The organism is Parundibacterium terreum, from assembly GCF_014636315.1.
In the GTDB taxonomy this organism is placed as follows: Bacteria; Pseudomonadota; Gammaproteobacteria; order Burkholderiales; family Burkholderiaceae_D; genus Undibacterium; species Undibacterium terreum.
Genome location: NZ_BMED01000002.1, coordinates 218,702 through 240,345 on the forward strand (window position 1 = coordinate 218,702; position 21,644 = coordinate 240,345).

Annotated in this window: 18 protein-coding genes; 5 read left to right on the top strand and 13 right to left on the bottom strand. The window is 54.9% G+C overall.

What is annotated here, in order from left to right; all coding sequences use genetic code 11:
• Nucleotides 1–12 precede the first annotated feature (12 nt).
• The 5 genes from IEW12_RS10010 to hutU all read right to left on the bottom strand — a co-directional run bounded on the left by IEW12_RS10010 (nucleotide 13) and on the right by hutU (nucleotide 9,261).
• Entirely contained in the window at nucleotides 13–3,804 is a 3,792-nt protein-coding gene (locus IEW12_RS10010; protein WP_229751027.1) for a DUF748 domain-containing protein, read from the bottom strand.
• A gap of 267 nt (nucleotides 3,805–4,071) precedes the next feature.
• The gene (gene hutI, locus IEW12_RS10015; protein WP_188565923.1) at nucleotides 4,072–5,307 is read right to left on the bottom strand and encodes an imidazolonepropionase; all 1,236 of its coding nucleotides are present in this window, start codon (nucleotides 5,305–5,307) and stop codon (nucleotides 4,072–4,074) included.
• Nucleotides 5,308–5,316: 9 nt separating this feature from the next.
• Nucleotides 5,317–5,874, bottom strand: coding sequence for a HutD/Ves family protein (locus tag IEW12_RS10020; protein ID WP_229751028.1), 558 nt, complete (start codon nucleotides 5,872–5,874; stop codon nucleotides 5,317–5,319).
• 59 nt (nucleotides 5,875–5,933) lie between these two features.
• Nucleotides 5,934–7,475 carry a histidine ammonia-lyase gene (hutH, locus tag IEW12_RS10025; RefSeq protein WP_188565925.1) on the bottom strand — a complete coding sequence of 514 codons (1,542 nt, stop codon included), beginning with the start codon at nucleotides 7,473–7,475 and terminating at the stop codon, nucleotides 5,934–5,936.
• 61 nt (nucleotides 7,476–7,536) lie between these two features.
• A complete protein-coding gene (hutU, locus tag IEW12_RS10030) occupies nucleotides 7,537–9,261 on the bottom strand; it encodes a urocanate hydratase (protein ID WP_188565926.1) in 1,725 nt (574 codons plus the stop codon).
• Between the two features lie 515 nt (nucleotides 9,262–9,776).
• Here hutU and hutC point away from each other — a divergent pair.
• The gene (gene hutC, locus IEW12_RS10035; protein ID WP_229751029.1) at nucleotides 9,777–10,493 is read left to right on the top strand and encodes a histidine utilization transcriptional repressor HutC; all 717 of its coding nucleotides are present in this window, start codon (nucleotides 9,777–9,779) and stop codon (nucleotides 10,491–10,493) included.
• A 4-nt stretch (nucleotides 10,494–10,497) separates the two neighbouring features.
• Here the strand turns inward: hutC and IEW12_RS10040 are convergent, their stop codons facing one another.
• The 6 genes from IEW12_RS10040 to IEW12_RS10065 form a co-directional block, all read right to left on the bottom strand.
• Entirely contained in the window at nucleotides 10,498–11,913 is a 1,416-nt protein-coding gene (locus tag IEW12_RS10040) for a TAXI family TRAP transporter solute-binding subunit (RefSeq protein WP_188565927.1), read from the bottom strand.
• Nucleotides 11,914–11,967: 54 nt separating this feature from the next.
• Nucleotides 11,968–12,753: a competence/damage-inducible protein A gene (locus IEW12_RS10045; RefSeq protein WP_188565928.1), complete on the bottom strand. Its 786-nt coding sequence runs from the start codon at nucleotides 12,751–12,753 to the stop codon at nucleotides 11,968–11,970.
• Between the two features lie 356 nt (nucleotides 12,754–13,109).
• Nucleotides 13,110–13,916, bottom strand: coding sequence for an EI24 domain-containing protein (locus IEW12_RS10050; protein ID WP_188565929.1), 807 nt, complete (start codon nucleotides 13,914–13,916; stop codon nucleotides 13,110–13,112).
• Entirely contained in the window at nucleotides 13,916–14,953 is a 1,038-nt protein-coding gene (locus tag IEW12_RS10055; RefSeq protein ID WP_188565930.1) for a sterol desaturase family protein, read from the bottom strand. Before IEW12_RS10055 ends, IEW12_RS10050 begins: the two co-directional genes overlap by 1 nt.
• Nucleotides 14,954–15,012: 59 nt before the next feature.
• Nucleotides 15,013–15,768, bottom strand: coding sequence for a polysaccharide deacetylase family protein (locus IEW12_RS10060; RefSeq protein WP_188565931.1), 756 nt, complete (start codon nucleotides 15,766–15,768; stop codon nucleotides 15,013–15,015).
• 35 nt (nucleotides 15,769–15,803) lie between these two features.
• Nucleotides 15,804–16,805: a YVTN family beta-propeller repeat protein gene (locus IEW12_RS10065; protein ID WP_188565932.1), complete on the bottom strand. Its 1,002-nt coding sequence runs from the start codon at nucleotides 16,803–16,805 to the stop codon at nucleotides 15,804–15,806.
• 241 nt (nucleotides 16,806–17,046) lie between these two features.
• Here IEW12_RS10065 and IEW12_RS10070 point away from each other — a divergent pair, with 241 nt between their 5' ends.
• On the top strand, nucleotides 17,047–17,403 hold the full coding sequence (locus IEW12_RS10070; RefSeq protein ID WP_188565933.1) for an FKBP-type peptidyl-prolyl cis-trans isomerase: 357 nt from the start codon (nucleotides 17,047–17,049) through the stop codon (nucleotides 17,401–17,403).
• A gap of 113 nt (nucleotides 17,404–17,516) precedes the next feature.
• On the opposite strand, the gene orn is transcribed toward IEW12_RS10070, so the two are convergent.
• Nucleotides 17,517–18,116, bottom strand: a complete 600-nt coding sequence (gene orn, locus IEW12_RS10075; RefSeq protein WP_188565934.1) for an oligoribonuclease — start codon at nucleotides 18,114–18,116, stop codon at nucleotides 17,517–17,519.
• A gap of 213 nt (nucleotides 18,117–18,329) precedes the next feature.
• Between orn and IEW12_RS10080 the strand changes: the two genes are divergently transcribed.
• From IEW12_RS10080 to rsgA, 3 genes are read left to right on the top strand one after another with little or no spacing between them, the layout of a single operon-like run.
• Nucleotides 18,330–19,598, top strand: coding sequence for a M48 family metallopeptidase (locus tag IEW12_RS10080; protein WP_188565935.1), 1,269 nt, complete (start codon nucleotides 18,330–18,332; stop codon nucleotides 19,596–19,598).
• Nucleotide 19,599: 1 nt separating this feature from the next.
• A complete protein-coding gene (locus tag IEW12_RS10085) occupies nucleotides 19,600–19,950 on the top strand; it encodes a 4a-hydroxytetrahydrobiopterin dehydratase (protein ID WP_188565936.1) in 351 nt (116 codons plus the stop codon).
• A complete protein-coding gene (rsgA, locus tag IEW12_RS10090; RefSeq protein ID WP_188565937.1) occupies nucleotides 19,950–20,852 on the top strand; it encodes a ribosome small subunit-dependent GTPase A in 903 nt (300 codons plus the stop codon). Before IEW12_RS10085 ends, rsgA begins: the two co-directional genes overlap by 1 nt.
• 124 nt (nucleotides 20,853–20,976) lie before the next feature.
• On the opposite strand, the gene IEW12_RS10095 is transcribed toward rsgA, so the two are convergent.
• Nucleotides 20,977–21,414, bottom strand: coding sequence for a hypothetical protein (locus IEW12_RS10095; RefSeq protein WP_188565938.1), 438 nt, complete (start codon nucleotides 21,412–21,414; stop codon nucleotides 20,977–20,979).
• Nucleotides 21,415–21,644 lie beyond the last annotated feature (230 nt).

Below are 21,644 nucleotides of genomic sequence, written 5' to 3' on the forward strand. Positions count from 1 at the left end.
CGAATTGCAAACTCATTTCAGCGAGAAATCCACTCTCGTCGTCGCACCTTTATCCTTGATGCCCTCCGCCGTCAGCCTAGGAGCTATCAGGAATAGCCTGTCCTTGCCGACCTCGCCTTTTTGTTCCAGATAATCACGTACCATATCGGCGCGCGCCTGTGCCAGCGCCCGCAACGCATCGGGTGTCACTACGGTGTTGCTGAGAATGAGTTTTTCCGCCTCTTCGGTTGGCAGCGTTTTGGCAATACCGATGACATTGCGAGGCTTGGTAAATTTTTCTGCGGAATAGACTTCTTCCATATATTTCTTGCGGTCTGCATCATCCAGGCTCACTTCATCCGGGGCGGCCGGCACACCCTGTGTACCCGCTGCGCCCGCACGGCGCAGATCCTTCAGCTTCAGCGCCTTCATTTTTTTTGCGAGGCTTTCGCGGCGCAAGCCTTCCGTATCGGTAGCAGGATCAACCCGGCCTATGATGTCGAGTTTCAGGCCGGAGCGGTTCTTAAGCGCCTTGGCCAAGTTGTCCAGCTTGCTCATTGATTCCGCCGCCAGCAGGCTCTGGCCGGGCTTGAATTCTATATACGACAATTCCTCACCGCCACCACCGAAAGCCGATGCCAGCAGAGAAAACGGTGCAGTGACTGCCTTCGTAATCAGGTTGACGAAGACCTTGAAGATCACACCGCCGATGGAGAACTGCGGATCCGACAGCGAGCCCGACACAGGCAGGTTAACCGAGATCTGGCCATTATTGTCGCGCAGCAATGCAACCGCCAGCAAGACCGGCAGCTTGGTTGCGTCCGGGCTGTCTATCCTGTCGCCAAAGGTCAATTGATCAATACGGACATCGTTGACCGCCTGCAGGTTCTGGTTTTCTACGTGGTAGGCCACCTGCATCGTCAGCTTGCCCTTTTCTATCGCGTAGCCTGCGTATTTGGCCGCGTAAGGCGTCAGGCGCGTCAGCTCCACGCCATTGGCGCTGCCCTTGATATCGAGGAACAAGGGCTTCGCCAAGGGGTTCAGCGTGCCGGAAATCAGCAAGGGGGCATCGTTATCTATCTTGCCCGACAAATCGATCGCCGCAGCCTGCGGATTGTCCGATGCGATAGCGCCTATGCTACCGCCCAGGCCGGTCAGGTTGGCGCTATAGTTGGGTTTGACAAAGTTGTCGGTAAAGTTGATATTGCCGCCTTTGATGACGGTCTGCGCAATACGGATGATGGCCGGTTTGCCACTTGGCGCGGCGGGAGCAGTGCTAGCCACATTTGCCGTCTGCTTGGCACTGCTGCCTGAGATGACCAGGCCGCCGTCTTCGATCTTGGCATCGGTCTTTTTGTCTACCGGCGTAGCAGTCGCCGCATCGGCTGCTGCTGCAGCGGCCTCAGCCTTGGAGGCAAAGATATTTTGCAGGTTCAGCCGCCCCTTGTCAGACAGAATTGCGCGTGCATAAAAATCGCTAAGCGTCAGTTTTTTCAAACTGATCTGTGGCTGCTCGGCGGTGATCTTTGCATTGATGCCGTCCAGGTCGATTGATTTCCATTCCAGGAAATCATCGCTAGCACCGTTTTCCAGCAAGTGGAAATTGGCCAGCTTCAGCATGCCGTCGTAGGCAATCTGCCGGCTTGCTTCCATAGGATTGGAGATATTCAACTTGCCCTTGATACTTGCCTGCCCCCTGGTCAGTGAAGCATTCATGTATTGGGAAAAATAGGGGTAGAAACTCGCCACCGGCAAATCTTGTCCGTCCAGATCCAGCTTGACTGCTTTCAAGCCGGCGGCCGTGCTGCCCTTGATCGCCAGCTTGCCCTTACGGTTGATCGAAGCCTGCAGCGCGACCGTCATAGGCGTGGCCAGGTCGCCGCTGACGGTCTCGATGTCCAGCTTGATACCCTCCATTTTGACGGCCACCGCAGGACTGGCGGACTCATCCGCAAACGCTATCGCTGCATCAGTGAAGGCAATTTTTTGTATGCTGCTCTTCCAGCTCGCGTTGGTAGCGGTATGTGCAGTGCTATTTTCAGCGGCGTTTGCCGGATTTGCGGAGGATGCAGAGGCAGGCTTGCTTGCTACCATCTTTTGCAAGTTGATCTGGCCCTGCTGGTCACGCCGTACATCCGCCTTCATGCCGTCAAACAAGACATTGCCCAGCTTGATGCTGCGCGCTTCCGTATCCAGGCTCAGCTTGTCGATGGAAAAGGCCTTTACCGTAACTTCACCGTCCGGTTTGCCGCTCTTGCCCTTAGGCGACAGCTTGAAGTCGCTGATGCTTGCGCTTAAGTCATCTAGCTTGAATTGCCCAGGTGTAGAACTAAGCGCAGATTTGATCTTCACCAGGCCGCTCAGACTCGCCGCCAGCGACTTGCTGATATAGGGCTGGTAGTTATCTAGGGCAATGGCTTGCAGCTCAGCCTTTCCGCTTACCGACTTTACCATCGGCTGGAGCTCGCCCTGGAAGCTCAATACCTCATCGTGCTCGCCATTCGCGGTAAAAGCGATGCTGGCCGGTTTGGCATCGGCCTGCGTGGATAACTGTTTCGCATTGATCGCGATATTCTTCAGTGTCAACTCTTGCGTCGGCGTTGCATTGGCCGCATCCGACCAATGCACAATACCTTTTTGCAGCACGAGTTCACTCAACAAGCTCAGTGGCAAAGGTGCTGCAGCGGCTGCACTGGCAGCAGGTTTGGAAGCGTCAACAGCCACGGCTTCCGTCCTTACCGCAGCGCTCGCAGCAGGGGCCGCCGGTTTCGCTGCCAGGCCGGCCCAGTTTAATTCGCCTTTGCCATCCAACGCCAGCCACACCTCCGGCCCAACAAACAATAGCTTGTCGATGGCAGCGGCACCGCTGAAGATATTCACTTGACGGATATGCGTGGAAATTGATTCTGCGCGCAGCAGTGGCGCAGCATTCTTGTCGTTGATGGCCAGGCTCTTCAGGCTGACGTCTCCCGACAATAACAGTTCCGGATGCTCTTTTTTGCGGGAAAACACCAGATCCAGCTTGGTCGTCAGCTTGGCGCTTTGCAACTGCACCGGCAAAGGCACCGGAAAATAGGCGACATAGCTCGCCAGATCCAGTTGCTCGACATCCAGCGCCAGCGCAGTATCCAGCGTGGAATCAAAAGGCTTGGTCCTCCCCTTCAACGAGAACGGCGTGCCGTTCACCCTGGCAGAAACAAACGGCGACACGTAAGTCGTCACCGACGAAGGAAAGTTAGACAGGAAAGGCAGGGCCATTTGCAAGGCCTCCACTTTCACATGCTGCTGCACCACCTTGTCGTCAAACTGTATGCCGCCATCCTGTAACTGTATGTTGGCCAGAGAAAAACGTAATGGCGGCGCATCGCTCTTGGGCATGGCGGCAATACGGTCGATGATATCGGAAAAATTGTAGCGGCCAACTCCGTCGCCGGATATCCTGACGATATGCACAAAGGGTGACACCAGCTTGATCTCATCCATCACCAACGCTTGCCGGAATACGGACGACAGGGACAAATTCATCACCGCCGACTTCACCGTCACCATGGGCGTAGTCTGGTCGGGCTCAAACAGGCTGATGTCATTTGCCGTCAACGCCAACTGCAGCGGAGAAAAGCGCAGCTCGCCTATGCTCAGCTTGCGCCCGAGTTGCTGCTGCACCTGTTCAGTGGCAATCTGATTCACAAAATGCGGAACAGCCAGCCAGCTTATGGCGACCAATGCAATGAAAGCAATCAGCAAACCCAGGCCCCAGCGGCGTACACGTTGATGTTTCAGCACAGAGCCGAATTTGTCTTTAATGGTTGGAGCGGGAGCTTGCAAAGGGTTTCCTCATTTTCTTTCCTACCGTACCCGCCTTGCGAGTGCGCAGATTAAACTGGTGACGCGCAAACACCGTGATGACTCAAACAGTGATGAGTCAGACAATATTTGCTAAAACAACAGTTTAATATCAATTTAGAAAATGATGAGATTTACAAAAGATATTTGACGAAATTTTTCTTTTTGACAATTGAATGCCGCCAGGGGAGCGGTGCACCGCGCTTTACTTAGTCATCGCGCGACGCGGTCCACATCCTTAGTACATCCTTAGACATACCTTGGCTGCCCGCCAAATACCGCCGTCTGGCAAGGATTGCCGCCTATCGCGTAGGCCAGGTCGCCCGGCCTGTCGATGGCCCATAAGGCAAAATCTGCCCGCTTGCCAATCTCCAGGCTGCCTATCTGATCCTGCAAACCCAGTGCCTGCGCCGCATGGCGCGTGGCGCCAGTCAAGGCTTCCAGCGGTGTCAGCCGGAACATCGTACAGGCCATGTTCATCGCCAGCAGCAAGGACGTCATTGGCGACGTGCCGGGATTGCAATCGGTGGAAATCGCTATCGGCACGCCAGCCGCGCGCAGTCCCGCTATCGGCGGCAATTTGGTCTCGCGCAAGAAGTAGTAGGCACCGGGCAGCAATACAGCGACTGTGCCGCTAGCGGCCATCGCCGCAATCCCCTGTTCCGACAAATATTCCAGATGATCCGCAGATAAACCCTGATAGCGCGCCGTCAATGCGGCACCGCCCTGGTCAGACAATTGTTCCGCGTGCAGCTTGACCGGTATGCCGTGGCGCTGTGCAGCCTGGAATACTTTTTCAGTCTGTGCAGCAGAAAAACCTATTTTTTCACAAAATGCATCCACCGCATCCACCAGGCCGTCGGCCAGCAAGGCCGGCAGCATCTGTTCGCACACCAGGCCCAGATAATCGTCAGCCCGGCCTGCATATTCCGCCGGCAAGGCATGCGCGCCAAGAAAAGTTGTTTTCACGCGCAAGGGAAAGTCGCGGCCTATCTGCCTGGCTACCCTGAGCATTTTCGCTTCGGTCTGCAAGTCCAGTCCGTAACCGGATTTGATCTCCAGTGTGGTCACGCCTTCGCGCAACAGATTGTTTATCCTGGGCAGGCTGGCCAGCATCAGCTCTTCTTCACTTGCATTGCGTGTCGCCCGCACCGTGGACAGGATGCCCCCACCCTTGCGCGCAATTTCTTCATAGGCGACACCATTCAAGCGTGCCTCGAACTCATCGCTGCGGTTGCCTGCATACACGATGTGGGTGTGGCAATCGACCAGGCCAGGCGTCAACCAGCAGACCTTGCCGTCATGCTGCACTTTCGCAGTGTAGGCCTGCGGCAGTTCTGAACGCGGCCCGAGCCAGGCAATGACGCCATCCTTCACCGCGATTGCCGCATCGTGGATTTCTCCATAGCCCTGCCCACGCTGCATCGTCGCCAGATGCACATTCAGCCAGAGCGAATCCCAGGTTTCAGCCGCCGATGTATTCATGATTTTTGCTCAATCCTTGTTTGCGGTCAGATGCACCAGATAAAACATGTCGGCCACACTGCACTCCAGTTGCGGGAAGCTTTCTTCCGCCAGCTCATCCCATGCCAGCATATCACCCTGCCTCAGCGGCGTCACAGACGCTGCATGCCTGACAGTGCCACTGCCGCTGGCACAATAGAGCAAGACTTGCTGCCCTTGCCGGCGGATCAGGTAGTTATTGCTACCTGACAGACGCTGCAACTCATGAGAATACTTGTCTCTGCGCGTCATGACATTGAAGTCATTAATCTCATTCTGTCCCAGCAAAGCGTATATACGCTGCTCGCCGCGAAAGACAAACGGCTCGCTGTGAGAATCTAGCTCAAAAGCTTCGGCATCACCGACTCGCAATCCCAGTACCCCATCCGGCAATACTGCCAGGCTGCGGTCTATCCCGACAAACTGCGAGAACGGGCCGGAGCTGGCCACCAGCGCCGTGCTGATGCGCCAGTCGAAATTATCCAGCGTCGCGCCGGCTGGCGAGATCGCCAGTTCCGTCGTAGTCCCGCCACCGTTTTTCCATGGCATTGCGGGACAATCTTCCCTGTTCCACTGTCGCATAAACTAATCGGGCCGCAAGTCAGGCATCAGGACAGATACAGGTTCTGGAACAGATCCTTGCAATTAGCGCTTAACTCCCCCTGCACGACCAATTGCTTCGCCGCTTCGATGTCCGGTGCAAAGAACCTATCCTTGTCGTAAAAAGCTACCCGCTGGCGCAACAACCGGTGAGCATTGCTCAGGTACGGTGAAGTCGTCAACGGATGATGGAAGTCCACCCCCTGTGCTGCGGCCAGCAACTCGATGCCGACGATGGTCGCGGTATTGTGCGCCATCTCATGCAAGCGGCGGCCGGCATAGGTCGCCATGCTGACATGGTCTTCCTGATTGGCTGAGGTCGGTATCGTATCCACGCTGGCAGGATGCGCGATGGATTTGTTTTCCGAAGCCAGCGCGGCAGCGGTCACATGCGCAATCATGAAGCCGGAATTCAGACCGGACGATTGCACCAGGAAAGGCGGCAAGCCGGACAGCGATGCATCAATCAGCAAGGCAATACGGCGCTCGGAAATGGAGCCGATTTCAGCAATCGCCAATGCCAGCGTATCGGCAGCAAATGCAACCGGCTCTGCATGGAAATTACCGCCGGAAATAACTTCGCCTTCCTCGACAAACACCAGCGGATTGTCGGTGACGGCGTTTGCCTCAATCAGCAAGGTGCGCGCGGCGTTATTGATGATATCCAGGCAGGCGCCCATGACTTGCGGCTGGCAGCGCAGGCAATAAGGATCTTGCACGCGTTCATCATTGACCAGATGCGACTTGCGTATCTCGCTGCCTTGCAACAGCGTGCGATAAATCTGTGCAGTGGCGATCTGCCCTGGCTGGCCGCGTACCGCGTGGATGCGCGGATCGAAAGGCGCGTCGCTGCCCTTGGCCGCATCTACCGACAGGGCCCCCGCTACGGTAGCGGCTTCCAGCAGGCGCTCCGCCAGGAACAGTCCGTTCAGCGTCAACGCGGTCGATACCTGGGTGCCATTGATCAGCGCCAGGCCTTCCTTGGCTGCAAGTACCACCGGCTGTATGCCGGCCGCCTCCAGCGCCTGCTTTGCCGGCACCAGTTTGCCGGCGACCCGGGCATCGCCCTCGCCCAGCATGGCCAGCGTCATATGCGACAGCGGCGCCAGGTCACCCGATGCACCGACGGATCCTTTGACCGGGATGCACGGCATGATGCCGGCATTGAACATCGCTATCATCGTATCGATAACCGCTGCGCGTATGCCGGAGTAACCGCGCGCCAAACTGGCGATCTTCATCACCAGTATCAGGCGCACTACCGAGTCCTCTATCAATTCGCCGGAACCGACAGAGTGCGACATGATCAGGTTACGCTGCAGCAGCTCCAGTTGATCATCCGGTATCCGGGTCTTGGCCAATTTGCCAAAGCCGGTATTGATACCGTAGGCGGCATCGCCTTTATCGACGATTTTACGGATGGCGGCCGAAGATGCTTCGATGGCTGGATAAGCAGAAGCCGCCAGCGACAGAGTTGGCGCTGCATGCCAGATGGCGCGCAGGTCGGACAGGCTCATCTGGCCGGGATTGATGGTAAGAACTTGGCTCATAGAATTAAAGATAAAGATTCAATGTAAAAATGATGTAGGCGTTGTCAGCGGCGGATGAAGCTCAGCTCTTGCTGATCATAGGCAATTTCAGGCCATTGCGCTCAGCACAGGCTACCGCTGTTTCGTAGCCGGCATCCGCGTGGCGCATCACACCCGATCCGCTATCATTCACCAGCACGCGTGCCAGCCGCTTGGCAGCAGCATCACTACCGTCGGCAACAATGACCATGCCGGAGTGCTGCGAATAGCCCATGCCTACGCCGCCGCCATGATGCAGCGATACCCAGCTGGCACCGCCTGCAGTATTCAGCAAGGCATTCAGCAAAGGCCAGTCGGACACTGCGTCGGTGCCGTCGCGCATGCCTTCGGTCTCGCGGTTGGGGCTGGCAACAGAGCCGGTATCCAGATGATCGCGGCCTATCACTATCGGCGCTTTCAGTTCCCCGTTCTTGACCATTTCATTAAAGGCCAGGCCCGCCAGGTGGCGTTCGCCCAGGCCCAACCAGCATATGCGCGCAGGCAAGCCCTGGAAGGCGATACGTTCCTTGGCCATATCCAGCCAGTGATGCACAGCCTTATTCTGCGGGAATAATTCTTTGATCTTCGCATCGGTTTTGTAAATATCTTCCGGATCGCCAGACAATGCAACCCAGCGGAACGGTCCTTTGCCTTCGCAGAACAAGGGGCGAATATAGGCAGGCACAAAACCGGGAAAATCAAAAGCATTCTTGACGCCGGTATCAAAAGCAACCTGGCGAATATTGTTGCCATAGTCAACGGTAGGAATACCCATGGCATGAAAATCCAGCATCGCCTGTACATGCACCGCACAGGAGGTTGCTGCATCGGCGATCAGTTTCGCATGCTGCGCCTGATCTTTTTGCGCTTCTTTCCACTGCGCCACACTCCAGCCTGAAGGCAGGTAGCCATTGAACAGGTCATGCGCCGAGGTCTGATCCGTCACCAGGTCGGGCTTGATGCCGCCTGCTTTTGCGCGCCTGACCAGCTCAGGCAATACGTCCGCAGCATTGCCGAGCAGCGCGATCGATACTGCTTCCTTGCTTTCGCAATGATGCTTGATCAGTGCAATCGCATCGTCGATATCCTTGGCCTGCTTGTCCACATAGCGGGTGCGCAGGCGGAAATCGATACTGCTTTGCTGGCACTCAATATTCAGCGATACCGCGCCTGCCAGCGTCGCCGCCAGCGGCTGCGCGCCGCCCATCCCGCCCAGGCCTGCCGTCAATATCCAGCGCCCGGCCCAGTCGCCGTTGAAGTGCTGGCGCCCCGCCTCGACAAAGGTCTCATAAGTGCCCTGCACGATGCCCTGGCTGCCTATGTAGATCCAGCTACCGGCTGTCATCTGGCCGTACATGAACAAGCCCTTGCGATCCAGCTCATTGAAATGCTCCCAGTTGGCCCATTTCGGCACCAGGTTGGAATTGGCAATCAGTACGCGCGGAGCATCCGCATGGGTCTTGAACACGCCAACAGGCTTGCCGGATTGCACCAGCAGGGTTTCATCTTCATCCAGGTTTTTCAGGCTTGCCAGTATCTGGTCGAAGCACTCCCAGTTGCGTGCTGCACGACCTATACCGCCATACACAACCAGGTGCTTGGGATTTTCTGCAACAGCGGGGTCCAGGTTATTCTGGATCATGCGATAGGCCGCTTCAGCGACCCAGGTCTTGCAGGTTTTTTCAGGGCCGCGCGGCGCGCGGATTTCGCGGCTTTCATCCCAGCGGGGATCATTGTTCATCAAGCTTTTGTCGGAGACTGTATTCATGACTTTCCTTCCGGAGAATTCAAATAGGTGATGCCCTTTGTCGAAAAGCAATTAGAACTCATTTCATCAATAGGAGCGAGTGCGAACAAGTCCATTTGGGTGCAGTGCAAGGCGTGTCGCGACGCAAAGACTGGCCGTCTTTGCTAGCGGCACAACGCTGCAATGCGCCCAAATGGGCCGTTCCCGAAGGGTTTGCCTTAAAAATGGCGCTGGCTGCGTTGCGCTCGTTGTCAATAGCCACGCTATTGACGCCTCGCACGCCTTGCCAGCGCCGCTTTTAAGGCAAACGCATCTCACTCCTATTGATGAAATGAGTTCTGATGCAAACGATGCCGGGAGCGCTGAAGATTCCATTTTAGTTTAAGTTGTATATACAACTTTTGCAAGCAGATTCCGCGTGTATGCTTTCTCACAGTGTTACCATGGCAATCTGCTTCAACTTGCTTTCAGAACACAGAACCGATAAAAAGAAGCAGGTAAAAGGGAGCGGAAACGATTTCCGGATAGAGGACAGTGTGGCAAAAATAGAACAACAAGAACCGACGCCGGTTTTCCAGCGCATCAAAGACTACCTGTTAACAGAAATACAGTCCGGCACCTGGAAGGAAGGCGATGCCATTCCGTCGGAACAGGTACTGGCAAAGGAATTTGGCGTGTCACGCATGACCGTCAACCGTGCAGTGCGTGAACTGACCAGCGAGCAGATACTGACGCGCATACAGGGTTCAGGCACCTATGTTGCCCAGCACAAATACCAGGCAACACTAGTGGAAATCAGGAGCATCGCCGATGAAGTGCGCGCGCGCGGCCACGAGCACCGCAGCGAGCTGCATCAGTTGCTGGAGATCAAGGCCAGCGAGCTGTTGATGCGGCAGTTCAGGCTAAAGCAGGAACGCAAACTATTCCATTCCATCATAGTCCATTTTGAAAACGACCTACCGATACAGGTAGAGGATCGCTGGGTCAACCCGGAAGTCGCACCGGATTACATGAGCCAGGATTTTGCCAGGATTACGCCGAATGAATACCTGATGGTGGCAGCGCCTTTGCAGGGCGTGCAATACAGCATAGAAGCCGTCAACCCACCCAAGCAGATCGCCGACATGCTGCATATACAAACCAAAGAACCCTGCTTGGTGCTGCACCGGCAGACGCTATCGCGCGGGAAAATCGCATCCGTGGTCACCATGTGGCATCCGGGCAACCGCTACCAGTTCGCAGGAAATTTCTGACGGCCTAGGCTGACACTACTATTGCCTTGGCCGCATTGGCTATATTGGCCGCATCGGCAGCCTCGCCAGCTTCTGCAGCATCTACTGCGGGCGAATGATCCTTCATCAAAAACAGCACACGCTTGCGGACAAAATTGATGTGGCTGCGCAAGCCATACAATTCTTCCGCGTAGGATAAGGGAATCGAGATCTGGTTCACTTTTTCCTCTATCTCATCCAGGCTCTTCAACTGGCTGGCATACACCTGCTGGCGCTGCTCTTCCGACACATCTTCTATCGCCTGCTCCACTGTGCGCAACTGGCCATACCAGCGATAGACGCGCGAACGTATCCGCCATACATACAGGGGTGGAATGATTTTGGACAGGGGCAAAATCAGCGCACCCAGCGCAACGATGACAACCCACATGCGCTCAAAGAAATTGGCCACCCAGAAGCTCAGGTAACGCTGCAGCATAGGCGGCCCATTCTTATAAAATTTCTCGGCAATCGGTGCGACAGGAATCTCTGTATAACGATCAGACGGAAACTCGCCCTGCTTCTGGAACCAGCCCGCGCCGCTGTGAATGTCGTGCGCAGCCTTTACAAACAAATCGATCAACGCAGGATGCAGGCCGCTGTGCGCTACCAGCGTGGCTGTCGGCGAGATCAGGTGGTAATCCTTGGCTGGAATATCGCGCCCAAGATCAACGATACCGCGCGGCAGCACTACGTGCGACAGAAATGGGAAACGCCGCGTATAGGCTTCTGCCTGCACAAAATCGAACAGCTTGATGCCAGGGGTTTGCAACAGCATCTGCAGCAAGGGCGAATCCGATGCGGAGCTGAATACCAGCGCATCGATCTTGCCGTCCAGCAGAGCCACAGTGGCGGGCGTATTTTCCAGCGTCCCCAGCTTCACATCCGATGCATCCATGCCGTTGACCGACAATATCTGCTTGAACAGGCGGGACACGCCCACGCCGTCCGGTCCGACATTGATGGTCTTGCCTTTAAAGCCGGTAATCGCATCAATGTCCTTATTGCTCCGGTAGAAAATCCATACCGGCTCGTAGAACAGGCTGCCCAGCGAAATCAATCCCTTGCTTTCTGCGGCCTCTTCATCGGTAGAACCGCTTTGCACAAAACCGATCTCGATATCCGAATCCGGATCCTGGATGCGCTGCAAGTTTTCCTGCGAGCCCAATGACGGCGCCAGGTTGACTTTGACATTATTCTTGGACAGCTCTTTCACATAACGCTTGGCCAGGCTCTCATAAGCACTATTCTCCTGGCCGGTAGAAAAATCGACCTCCCTCGGGGGTGCCGGATCCACCAGCCAGTAGCCCAGGCCACAGACAATAATCACCATCAGGGTCATGGGGCCAAAGGCCACCAGCAAGTCGCGCAGGGACACGCGCGTGAAATTCATCTTCGGCATAAATTTGTGCATTAACTCAGGGGGACGCATGGCAAACCATCTCAAGCCCGCGCATCAGGCGGGCACATATTCTGCGTTGAATTGATCCAGGCCGGCGAGCAGCATATCAAACGCAGCATCCACCTGCCGCGGCTCGCCTTTGACACCCAGCTCTATATGCCGGCGGATCTGATGATTGCCGACACTGGGCAGGCTGAAGACCTTGACCAGCGGGAAGTCTTTTTCGATTGCCTCCATCAGCGGAGTCAAGGTCGATTCCATCGCCTCGAATACCAGTACCGACTTTTCCACACGCGGTTCCTGGTGGAACAAATGGGAATAGCGATTATCCAGCACCCACTCCATCATCGGCCACGCCATCACCGGAAAGCCCGGAGCAAAGTAGTGATTCTGGATCGCAAAGCCGGGAATCTTGTTATACGGATTGGGTATCAACTCTGCGCCATCAGGAAACTCGCCCATCTTCAATCGGTGCAAATTATCGGGCGCATCCAGGTCCACCGTTTTGCCGGCCTCCGCCGCCATATCGGTGATTCTTTGCTGTATCAGTTTTTTTGCTTCCGGATGCAATGCCAGCGGGACGCCGAGTGCCGCCGCAGCGCATTGCCGCGTGTGATCATCCGGCGTCGCGCCTATGCCGCCAGTCACAAAAACAATATCGTTGCCGGCAAAGCTGCGCTCCAGCGTGGAAATGATCCTGGCCGGCTCATCGCCGACGTATTGCGCCCACGATAGCTGCAAGCCACGCGCAGCGAGTATTTCTATGAATTTGGGAAGATGCTTGTCCGCTCTCTTGCCGGACAAGATTTCATCGCCGATGATGATCAGACCAATTGCCATCTTGCTCTCCGATTGGAATTAGAACTCATTTCATAAATAGGAGCGAGTGCGAACGAGTCCATTTGGGATGCAGTGCAAGGCGGTGTAGCAGGGATTTCAGATAGCAAAGCTATCTGCCTGCGTAACGGTTCCCGCTTGCAAGCGGGAATTCCTCGCCCCACGTAAAGGGTGGTTCCCTTTACTAGCGCCACAACGCTGCAATGCGCCCAAATGGGCCGTTCCCGAAGGGTTTGCCTTAAAAGAGGCGCCGACTGCGTTGCACTCGTTGTCAATAGCTAAGGCTATTGACGCCTCCTACGCCTTGCCAGCGCCTCTTTTAAGGCAAACGCATCTCACTCCTACTTATGAAATGAGTTCTACTTGGAGAGTTGCCTCTCCCGGTGCCGCTGCAATGCAGCCATGCAATAGTACTGGAACCACAGTCCGGTGAACACGAATACCAGTAAATACAGCCAGACGGAGATACCGGCCAGTACCGGAAAAAATACCACCGACAACGCACCACCCAGCCACAACAAACTCGGCGCCGCACCGAAGATGCCGGCAATCGTACCTATCGCCAGCAAAGGCAACCTATACGTCTGCGTCAGGAAATCCCTTTCGTCTGCATCTGCGTGCTCCGCCAGTGCATCATAAACCATCACGCGGTAGGTCAACCAGCCCCATAGCAAGGGCTGGGCGATCAGGCTCAGCGGCGGTATCAGCGCCAAAGGCAGGGTGATCAGCCATAGTACTGCAAAAATAATAAACGAAGATATCGCACGCCAGAAGCTGCCCAGCAAGCTGCCGCCATGGCGCTTTTCCAGCTCAGGATAGTCGCGCCGCGTCACATAGCGGTTAATCGCCGGCATGGCCAGCACGCCTATGCATAGCAGCGATGTCACTATCATCAGCGGCAACAGAAGCCACATCGCAATCAGCGGCACGATTACCGTTTTCAGTGCAATCAGGCCAACCATGCCCAGCACATGCCCGGCCAGTGCAAAGCCGTCATGATCTATAAAATAGGCCTGTATCGCATCAATCAGCGACTGCAGCCCCCACCACATGGCCACGCCCCATAACAGCACAGATAGCACGAAAGGCAAGGCCGTCAGCAGGAAGATCTTGTAGTGGAATTGTGCCGTCAGTGCCTTGGCCCAGGAGCGGATGATGTCATTCATCAGCCCAGGCCCTCGCTAGTATGCTGCGCTGGCCGAATATCCTGCTGCGCTTGCGCAGGCTTACTGACCGGCCGATCGCGCCCTACCATGCGCTTCAAACCCAGCCATTGCTGCGACCAGAAGCCCTGGCCATATTCACGGCCGCTGCCATCCGGACTTGGCAACTGGTCACGTATGCCGGTCATCGCAAATTCCTTGTCAAACAAAGCGGTACCGAAAATGATGTCCCAGACAGGAAACAGCACTGCGAAATTATGCCCTCCCAGCGTACCCTTGCCGCGAGTCTCATGGCCTATTCCTATTGCGTGATGGGTGCGGTGAAAACGCGGCGACACCAGCAGGCGCTCGCCGATCGCGCCGAAATGGATGCGTACATTGGCGTGCTGCAAGCTCTGCACCATTTGCGACAAGGTCACCAGCAAGATGTATTGACCAGGCTCTACGCCGATCACGATGGCGATCAGCCCCATATAGACGCCGCGGATAAAATCATCCAGCAAGTGGTTACGGTCGTCACTCCACAAATTCATATTGCGCTGGCTGTGGTGCAGGCTATGCAAACCCCACCACCAGTTGAACTGGTGCGAGGCACGGTGGTACCAGTAATCAAAGAAATCCAGCACAACCAGGTACAGCAAGAACACCAGCACCGGATGATCCAGCATGCCCGGCCACAGGTTTTCCAGGTTGAACGGGTTCACGCCTTCCAGGTGCAGCAAGCCTGTCAATGCATCCAGCACTGGGTCCAGCACGAAAAAGATCAATACGGAGAAAGCGCCCAGCCGGTGCAGGGCGGTATAGATGAAGTCATTCCAGCGCGCTTTCGGATCAGTGAATTTGTGCACCGGCAGCTTGGCCTCTAGCGGGCGCAATACGATATACAGGAGTACCAGTTGGCACACGCCGATCAGGAACCATTCAACGCCTTCAAACGCGTCTTCAATGAATTCGCCCAGGCCCACATAAAACATCAGCGGCTGCACGATGGTTTCAAAAATCCAGGCTTGCGCCGTCGCGAATAAATCTGAAAAATTCATCAAGAAATCATGTCCCAAAGGTATTTTGGAAGGGAGGCATCACCGCCATGCCGCAGCATTCAGCGATATTGCGGATGTTCACGTAATGTAGCAAAACAATAGCCTTTTTGCTTCAGTCCGCTAATCAGGGGTATCAGGTTCTCCGGCATCCATGCCTGCTTGCGTGACCAGATCCCCAGGTGCGCCATAAAGATGTCGCCATCCTTCAGATGGTCCAGCGCGCGTTTCAGCAATACCGGATTGCTCCATTTTTCGCTGGGCAGCTCGTCGCCGGAGAAGCCCGCTGGCGGCCAGCCTACGTGGGCATAGCCGCATGCCTGCCCAGCTTTTTGCAGGTTCGGGGTCAGTTTACCGCCAGGGGCGCGCCAGTAATGGTCAATGTGATGGCCCGTCAGTTGCTGGAAGCGCTGGTCCACCCTTTGCATTTCCTCGCAATATTGCTGCGGACTCCAATCCAGCAGCTTGCCTGCTTGCGCGCCGAACTGTGGTTTTACCTGGATATGGCCGTCAGCCAGGTCGCGCACCGCATATACGTGGTCGAAGGTATGGGTACCGAATGCATGGCCGTCTTGCACCAGGCTGCGCCAGTAAGGCGCCCAGGCAGGGTCCAGCGAGTAATCACCGTTGACGGTTTTTTCGTTGGCCAGGAAGAATGTCGCCTTGATGTGCTGCTCACGCAGGGTCTTGGCAATGAATTCGGCCTGAGACTGGCTGCCGGTATCGAAAGTCAGATAGATGGTGCCCTTGCAGTCATTTCCGGCAAGGGCCGGTTGCATGAATCCAGCCATCGTACAGGCTGCAAGGAATGCTTTCATCTGGGTCCAGGTTGAACGCTGTCTTTAAAGATAAATTAAATACGCGGTGCGCTATTGAGGAAAAACACGCCATGCGGCGAGCGTCCGACAGGAATCAGCTTGATGACTTTTTTGCTGGCAACGTCGATCACGGCGACTTTCTTGATCCAGCGCAGCGTTACCCACAGGGTCTTGCCGTCATCGGTTAATTCCATGCAATCTGGACCGCCGGGAACAGGAATAGTTCCCACGTTTTCCAGCGTATTCTGGTCGATGATATTGATCGTATTGGAAATACGATTGGAAACAAAGGTATAGCGCTTGTCGCCAAAGGCGCGGAAATTATGCGCACCGGCACCAGCCTTGATGCGTTTGACGGTTTTCTGCGTGCGCCAGTCTATGACTTCCACGTAGTCGCTACCCATGATGCCGACCAGCAGGTATTTGTCGTCCGGCGTCATCGCGATGCCTGCCGGCACCTTGCCGACTGGAATAGTCCATTTGACCTTCTGCGTGGCGAGGTCAATTGCGGAAATCTGGTCGCTGCCCTGCTGCGTAATAAATACGGTGGTGCTGGCGGCATCGAAAGCCATGTGGCTGGGCAGCTTGGCCAAGGGCACGCGCTTGGCCAAAGTCAGTTCCTTGCCGTCGTAACGGTACATATCCACCCGGTCCAGCCGCAGTGAGTTGGACACGAACCATTTCTGGTCGGGAGAAAAACCGATCTGATAAGGATCGGCGATATCCTTGACGCGTCTTTGTATTTGCCCGGACTTGGGATCGAGGAACACCAGCTCATCGCCGACCGCATTGGCCACGATCAGTGATTTGTTGTCCGGGGTCGCCATCAAGTGATGCGGCTCTTTGCCGACGGCAAAGGTACTGAGTTCCTTGTAGGTATTCTGATCCAGCAGACTGACGGTGGCATCGCGCGAATTCAGGACGACGACTACATTGGAGGTACCACCGGCTGCGGGCACACTACCGGCCGCATAGGCATTAACGAGGGAACTACAGACAGACAGGACAAACGACAACCGGAGGAAACGACTACGCATGAATAAATACCGCTTAAAAATGAGGACTAATGTGATCTACGCACTATTTTACTCTGCATGACGTATCAAAATTGATATTGAAGACAATTTCTCACTTTTTTTACCTTCTTTTGCGAAATATCAAATGAAAATGCAGGCAGTATCAGGGCAGGACAGGCCCGTTACGGCAGCTGTTAATGATGGAAAGGCATTTTTGGACTACAATTGCGCCAGTTTTTGATCAAATTTTGAGGAAATCAACATGTCCACTATTACTACAGTGTCCGGCCTGCAATACGAAGATGTTACAGTCGGCGCAGGCGACGAAGCCAAAGCAGGCGATCACGTTGTTGTGCATTACACAGGCTGGCTGCAAAACCCTGACGGCAGCGCCGGCAAGAAATTCGATTCCAGCAAGGACCGCAATGATCCATTCTCCTTCCCTTTGGGCGCAGGCCATGTGATCAAGGGCTGGGATGAAGGCGTTCAAGGCATGAAAATCGGCGGCACTCGCCTACTGACAATCCCTTCCGCACTGGGCTACGGCGCACGCGGTGCAGGCGGCGTGATACCACCGAATGCAACATTGATATTTGAAGTGGAACTGCTGGGCGTTTAATCCACCTGCAATCCACGGCCTGTACCTGGGCACATATTAAAAAGGCTCCGATTGATTCGGAGCCTTTTTCTTTATGACAACTAAATGTCGCCCTACACTACTTACTCCGCGGTTTATTCTTTAATAAAGTGTTCGCGGTAGTATTTCAGCTCTTCAATCGATTCTATGATGTCCGCCAGCGCAGTGTGCTTCTGATGTTTTTTGAAGCCGCTGGCCAGTTCCGGCTTCCAGCGCTTGCACAATTCTTTCAATGTGGAAACATCCAGGTTACGGTAATGGAAGAAGCTTTCCAGCTTGGGCATGCCGCGCGCCATGAAGCGCCTGTCCTGGCAAATGGTATTGCCGCACATAGGCGATTTGCCCGCAGGAACATATTTCTTCAGGAACTCGATCAAGGCCGCAGACGCCTCTTCTTCTGTCACAGTGGATGCCTTGACGCGGTCGATCAGGCCGGAACGGCCATGTGTGCCCTTATTCCAGGCATCCATCTTGTCCAGCACTTCATCAGGCTGGTGGATTGCAAATACAGGACCTTCGCCCAATATATTCAGTTGAGAATCGGTCACCACAACCGCCACTTCAATAATGCGGTCGGTATCCGGATCTAGGCCTGTCATTTCCATGTCCAGCCAGATCAGGTTAAACTCGTTCGGTTTTGCCGGTGGGGTGTTAATTGCCGGTGTAGTTGCTTGATCGCCCGTAGCTTGTGACATAATTCTTTCCTTATTCTAATAAAATGGCTGCTTTATCCGGCTTTTAACCTAAGCTTTAGTCCAAACTTAGTCCAGCTCGTATCTTGTCTGGTTCTGCTTTTACCTGGCTAAAAGCGCGCTCCGGCTCTTGTGCAAAATGCAAAACAGGAGCGCATAATAGATTAAAAAGCTGGTTTAAAAGCTTCCGATACAGCATTTTCTCACAGGCATCGCATGTATTCACTGTTTTCTGTTTTATTCATTATTTTCCTGCTTGTCTCGCTGGGAGTGCGTTTTTGGCTGAGTTCACGCCACATCCGGCACATCTTGCAGCACAGGCAAGCGGTACCGCCTGAGTTCGCAGAAAAAATACCCCTGGCAGCGCACCAGAAGGCCGCCGACTACACTATCGCCAAGACCAAGCTGGGCATGCTGGTGATGCTGTTCAATGCTGCGGTACTGGTGGGCTTCACCTTCTTCGGCGGCCTGCAATGGCTGAGTGTGGAATTGTTCAAACTGACGGGCCCAGGCATGGGTTATCAGCTCAGCCTGCTGGCGTCCTTTGCCCTCATCAGCAGCCTGCTGGAATTGCCGTTTGATTACTACTCCCAATTTGTGCTGGAAGAAAAATTCGGTTTTAACAAAATGACACTGGGCCTGTTTTTCGGCGACATGCTGAAGAGCGCTGCGCTCGGTGCCGCGATCGGCCTGCCCCTGGTTTGGGTTGTGCTGGCATTGATGGAAAAATCCGGCGACCTGTGGTGGCTGTATGCCTGGATAGTATGGAGCGTGTTCCAGTTGCTGATGATGGTGATCTTCCCCACCGTGATCGCACCGCTGTTCAACAAATTCACGCCGCTGGCAGATGATGCCTTGCGCAGCCGGATCGAAGGCCTGATGCAGCGCGTGGGCTTTGCCTCCAGCGGCCTGTTCGTGATGGACGGCTCCAAGCGCAGCGCACACGGAAATGCGTATTTCTCCGGCTTTGGCGCAGCCAAGCGCATCGTCTTCTTTGATACCCTCTTGTCGCGCCTGGCACCGCAAGAGATAGAAGCCGTGTTAGCGCATGAACTGGGCCACTTCAAGCTCAAGCATATCGTCAAGCGCATCGTCGTGATGTTTATTGTCTCGCTGGGATTCCTGGCTTTGCTGGGCTTCCTGAAGCAGCAGGTCTGGTTTTACACCGGCCTCGGCGTCACCCCCATCCTGTTGACCGATCTGCTGTCCAATAATGATGCGATGGCGCTGATACTCTTCATGCTGAGCCTGCCGGTATTCACCTTCCTGCTGTCGCCGCTGACTTCGATCAGCTCGCGCAAGCATGAATTTGAAGCCGACGCCTTTGCAGCAAAATACACGAGCGCGGACGACCTGGTGGCTGCCCTCGTCAAGCTGTATGAGGACAATGCGTCCACGCTGACGCCCGACCCCTTGCACTCAGCCTTCTATGACTCGCACCCGCCGGCCTCGGTGCGCATCAACAAATTACTTATGGTGAACTGACATGATCAAGACTTCAGACCTGCTGGCAAAAAAATGCCAGCACACAGAAACCGGACTGGACGATGCCAGCCTGCCCATCTATCTGGCAGCGACGCCGGGCTGGGAACAACAAGGCCCACGCATCGTCAAGACTTACCAGTTCAAGAATTATTATGAAACACTGGCCTTCGTGAATGCGATCGCCTATGTGATCCATGTGGAAGACCACCATCCGGAGCTGGTTGTGACCTACAACCGCTGTGTCGTGAAATTCGATACGCATACCGTCAATGGCGGACGCGGCGGCATCTCGGAAAATGATTTCATTTGCGCCGCCAAGGTGGACACTGTTCACCAGCAGACGTTCTGCTGATGGCAACAGTACAGAAGCAACTCGGCACCGTGATTGCGGCCCATGGCCGCCACTATCTGGTGCAGGCGGAGGAAATCAAGCTGCATTGCGTCACCCGCGGCAAGAAGAGCGATGTCGCCGTCGGTGATATTGTCGAGTATCAGCTCACATCCAAGAACCAGGGCGTGATAGAGGCAATCACACCGCGCAAAACCCTGCTCTACCGCTCGGACCAGTACAAATCCAAGATGCTGGCAGCCAACCTGACGCAATTGTTTATCGTGGTGGCGACAGAGCCCAGCTTTGCCGACGACCTGGTATCGCGTGCGCTGGTCGCTTCCGAATCCTCCGGTATCAAGCCGCATATCATCCTGAACAAGACCGACGTCACCGAACTCCTGCCGCGAGCCAGGGAGCGGGTTGCCTTGTACCGCAGCCTGGGCTATCCAGTGCATGAAGTCTCTGTCACCGCCACACCGGATGAGACCCGTGCCACTTTGCTGGCGCTGCTGCAGGGACAAAGCACGATCCTGATCGGCCAGTCCGGCATGGGGAAGTCTTCGCTGATTAATTTGCTGATTCCCGACGCCGAAATTGCCACACGCGAAATTTCTGCTGCGCTGGATACCGGCAAACATACGACCACCTTTACCAGGCTGTATCAGATGGACGCATCATCTGCGGTGATTGATTCGCCGGGCTTCCAGGAGTTCGGCCTGCACCATCTGAGCGAAGGCATGCTGGAACGGGCCTTCCCGGAATTCCTGCCGCACCTGGGGCACTGCAAATTCTACAATTGCCATCACCATGCCGAACCCGGCTGCGCTATCCTGGCAGCCGTCAAGTCAGGCGAAATTGCAGAAATGCGGCATGACTTGTTTGAGCAACTGGTGCACGAAGCGGCACAGACCATAGGCTATTAGGGCTGCCACACTGAGGAATCAAGGCGTGCGCTGCGCCTTGTCTTTCCGCTTCCGCCGCTATTTCCGCCGCCGCAGCAGGCTCAAGCTTGGCCGAAGGCCCGTGCAGCCGATTCGCCGGTGCCATTTAATGCAAACCAACGACTACCATTTTCTCGCCGGCACCAGCTTGACCGGCCACCTGCTCGGAAGGAACCAGCATGAGCAACTCGCCGCGGACCTCATCGTTATCAAGAAGCTGTATCGTCATTTTAAGCTTTTGATCCAATGCAATGAAAGAGTTCGAGGTGATCGCGGCTATTTCATGGGCAGGCTGGCCATTGATCTCGGCAAACATACTGCGGCCCCGGCTGAACAACGACAGCGTCTTGCCGTTTGATAATGAGTAAGCTTGCTTGTAGTACTTGAATTCCTCCGGCAGCATTCTGTAAAACTTGCCAGGAAGCTCAATCTTTGGTTCCCGCGCGGAAATCGTGACGGTGTCCGAAGCTGATTCAGTTTGGGCCTGGGCAAGCTGCGTGGCGGATAGCGCTGTCAACAGCGAAATTAAGGCTAGCGTTTTCATGTTTATTCTCCATGGGTATGCACAAAAAAATGAAACTGGACTATTGAAAAATAGTGGTGATCGCACTGGAAAAACGGCTTATTGAAGACGGATTGCGCAAAGTTTCACGCACCCCTGCAAAGAGCAATCAATTAGCAAAAGAACAATCACGTGATTCATTTTATGCAATACTGTCAGGCTGCATATCGGTAGGGATACCTAATTTTCGGATTGGTAGCACCTAATTTTGG

Bases quoted from the DNA above. Each gene is read 5' to 3' on its own strand.
- IEW12_RS10040 (WP_188565927.1), bottom strand. From the start codon at position 11,913: ATGCCGAAGATGAATTTCACGCGCGTGTCCCTGCGCGACTTGCTGGTG.
- IEW12_RS10020 (WP_229751028.1), bottom strand. From the start codon at position 5,874: ATGCCATGGAAAAACGGTGGCGGGACTACGACGGAACTGGCGATCTCG.
- hutU (WP_188565926.1), bottom strand. From the start codon at position 9,261: ATGAATACAGTCTCCGACAAAAGCTTGATGAACAATGATCCCCGCTGG.
- IEW12_RS10055 (WP_188565930.1), bottom strand. From the start codon at position 14,953: ATGAATTTTTCAGATTTATTCGCGACGGCGCAAGCCTGGATTTTTGAA.
- IEW12_RS10050 (WP_188565929.1), bottom strand. From the start codon at position 13,916: ATGAATGACATCATCCGCTCCTGGGCCAAGGCACTGACGGCACAATTC.
- hutH (WP_188565925.1), bottom strand. From the start codon at position 7,475: ATGAGCCAAGTTCTTACCATCAATCCCGGCCAGATGAGCCTGTCCGAC.
- IEW12_RS10095 (WP_188565938.1), bottom strand. From the start codon at position 21,414: ATGAAAACGCTAGCCTTAATTTCGCTGTTGACAGCGCTATCCGCCACG.
- IEW12_RS10060 (WP_188565931.1), bottom strand. From the start codon at position 15,768: ATGAAAGCATTCCTTGCAGCCTGTACGATGGCTGGATTCATGCAACCG.
- IEW12_RS10045 (WP_188565928.1), bottom strand. From the start codon at position 12,753: ATGGCAATTGGTCTGATCATCATCGGCGATGAAATCTTGTCCGGCAAG.
- orn (WP_188565934.1), bottom strand. From the start codon at position 18,116: ATGTCACAAGCTACGGGCGATCAAGCAACTACACCGGCAATTAACACC.
- rsgA (WP_188565937.1), top strand. From the start codon at position 19,950: ATGGCAACAGTACAGAAGCAACTCGGCACCGTGATTGCGGCCCATGGC.
- hutI (WP_188565923.1), bottom strand. From the start codon at position 5,307: ATGAATACATCGGCGGCTGAAACCTGGGATTCGCTCTGGCTGAATGTG.
- IEW12_RS10085 (WP_188565936.1), top strand. From the start codon at position 19,600: ATGATCAAGACTTCAGACCTGCTGGCAAAAAAATGCCAGCACACAGAA.
- IEW12_RS10080 (WP_188565935.1), top strand. From the start codon at position 18,330: ATGTATTCACTGTTTTCTGTTTTATTCATTATTTTCCTGCTTGTCTCG.
- IEW12_RS10070 (WP_188565933.1), top strand. From the start codon at position 17,047: ATGTCCACTATTACTACAGTGTCCGGCCTGCAATACGAAGATGTTACA.
- IEW12_RS10065 (WP_188565932.1), bottom strand. From the start codon at position 16,805: ATGCGTAGTCGTTTCCTCCGGTTGTCGTTTGTCCTGTCTGTCTGTAGT.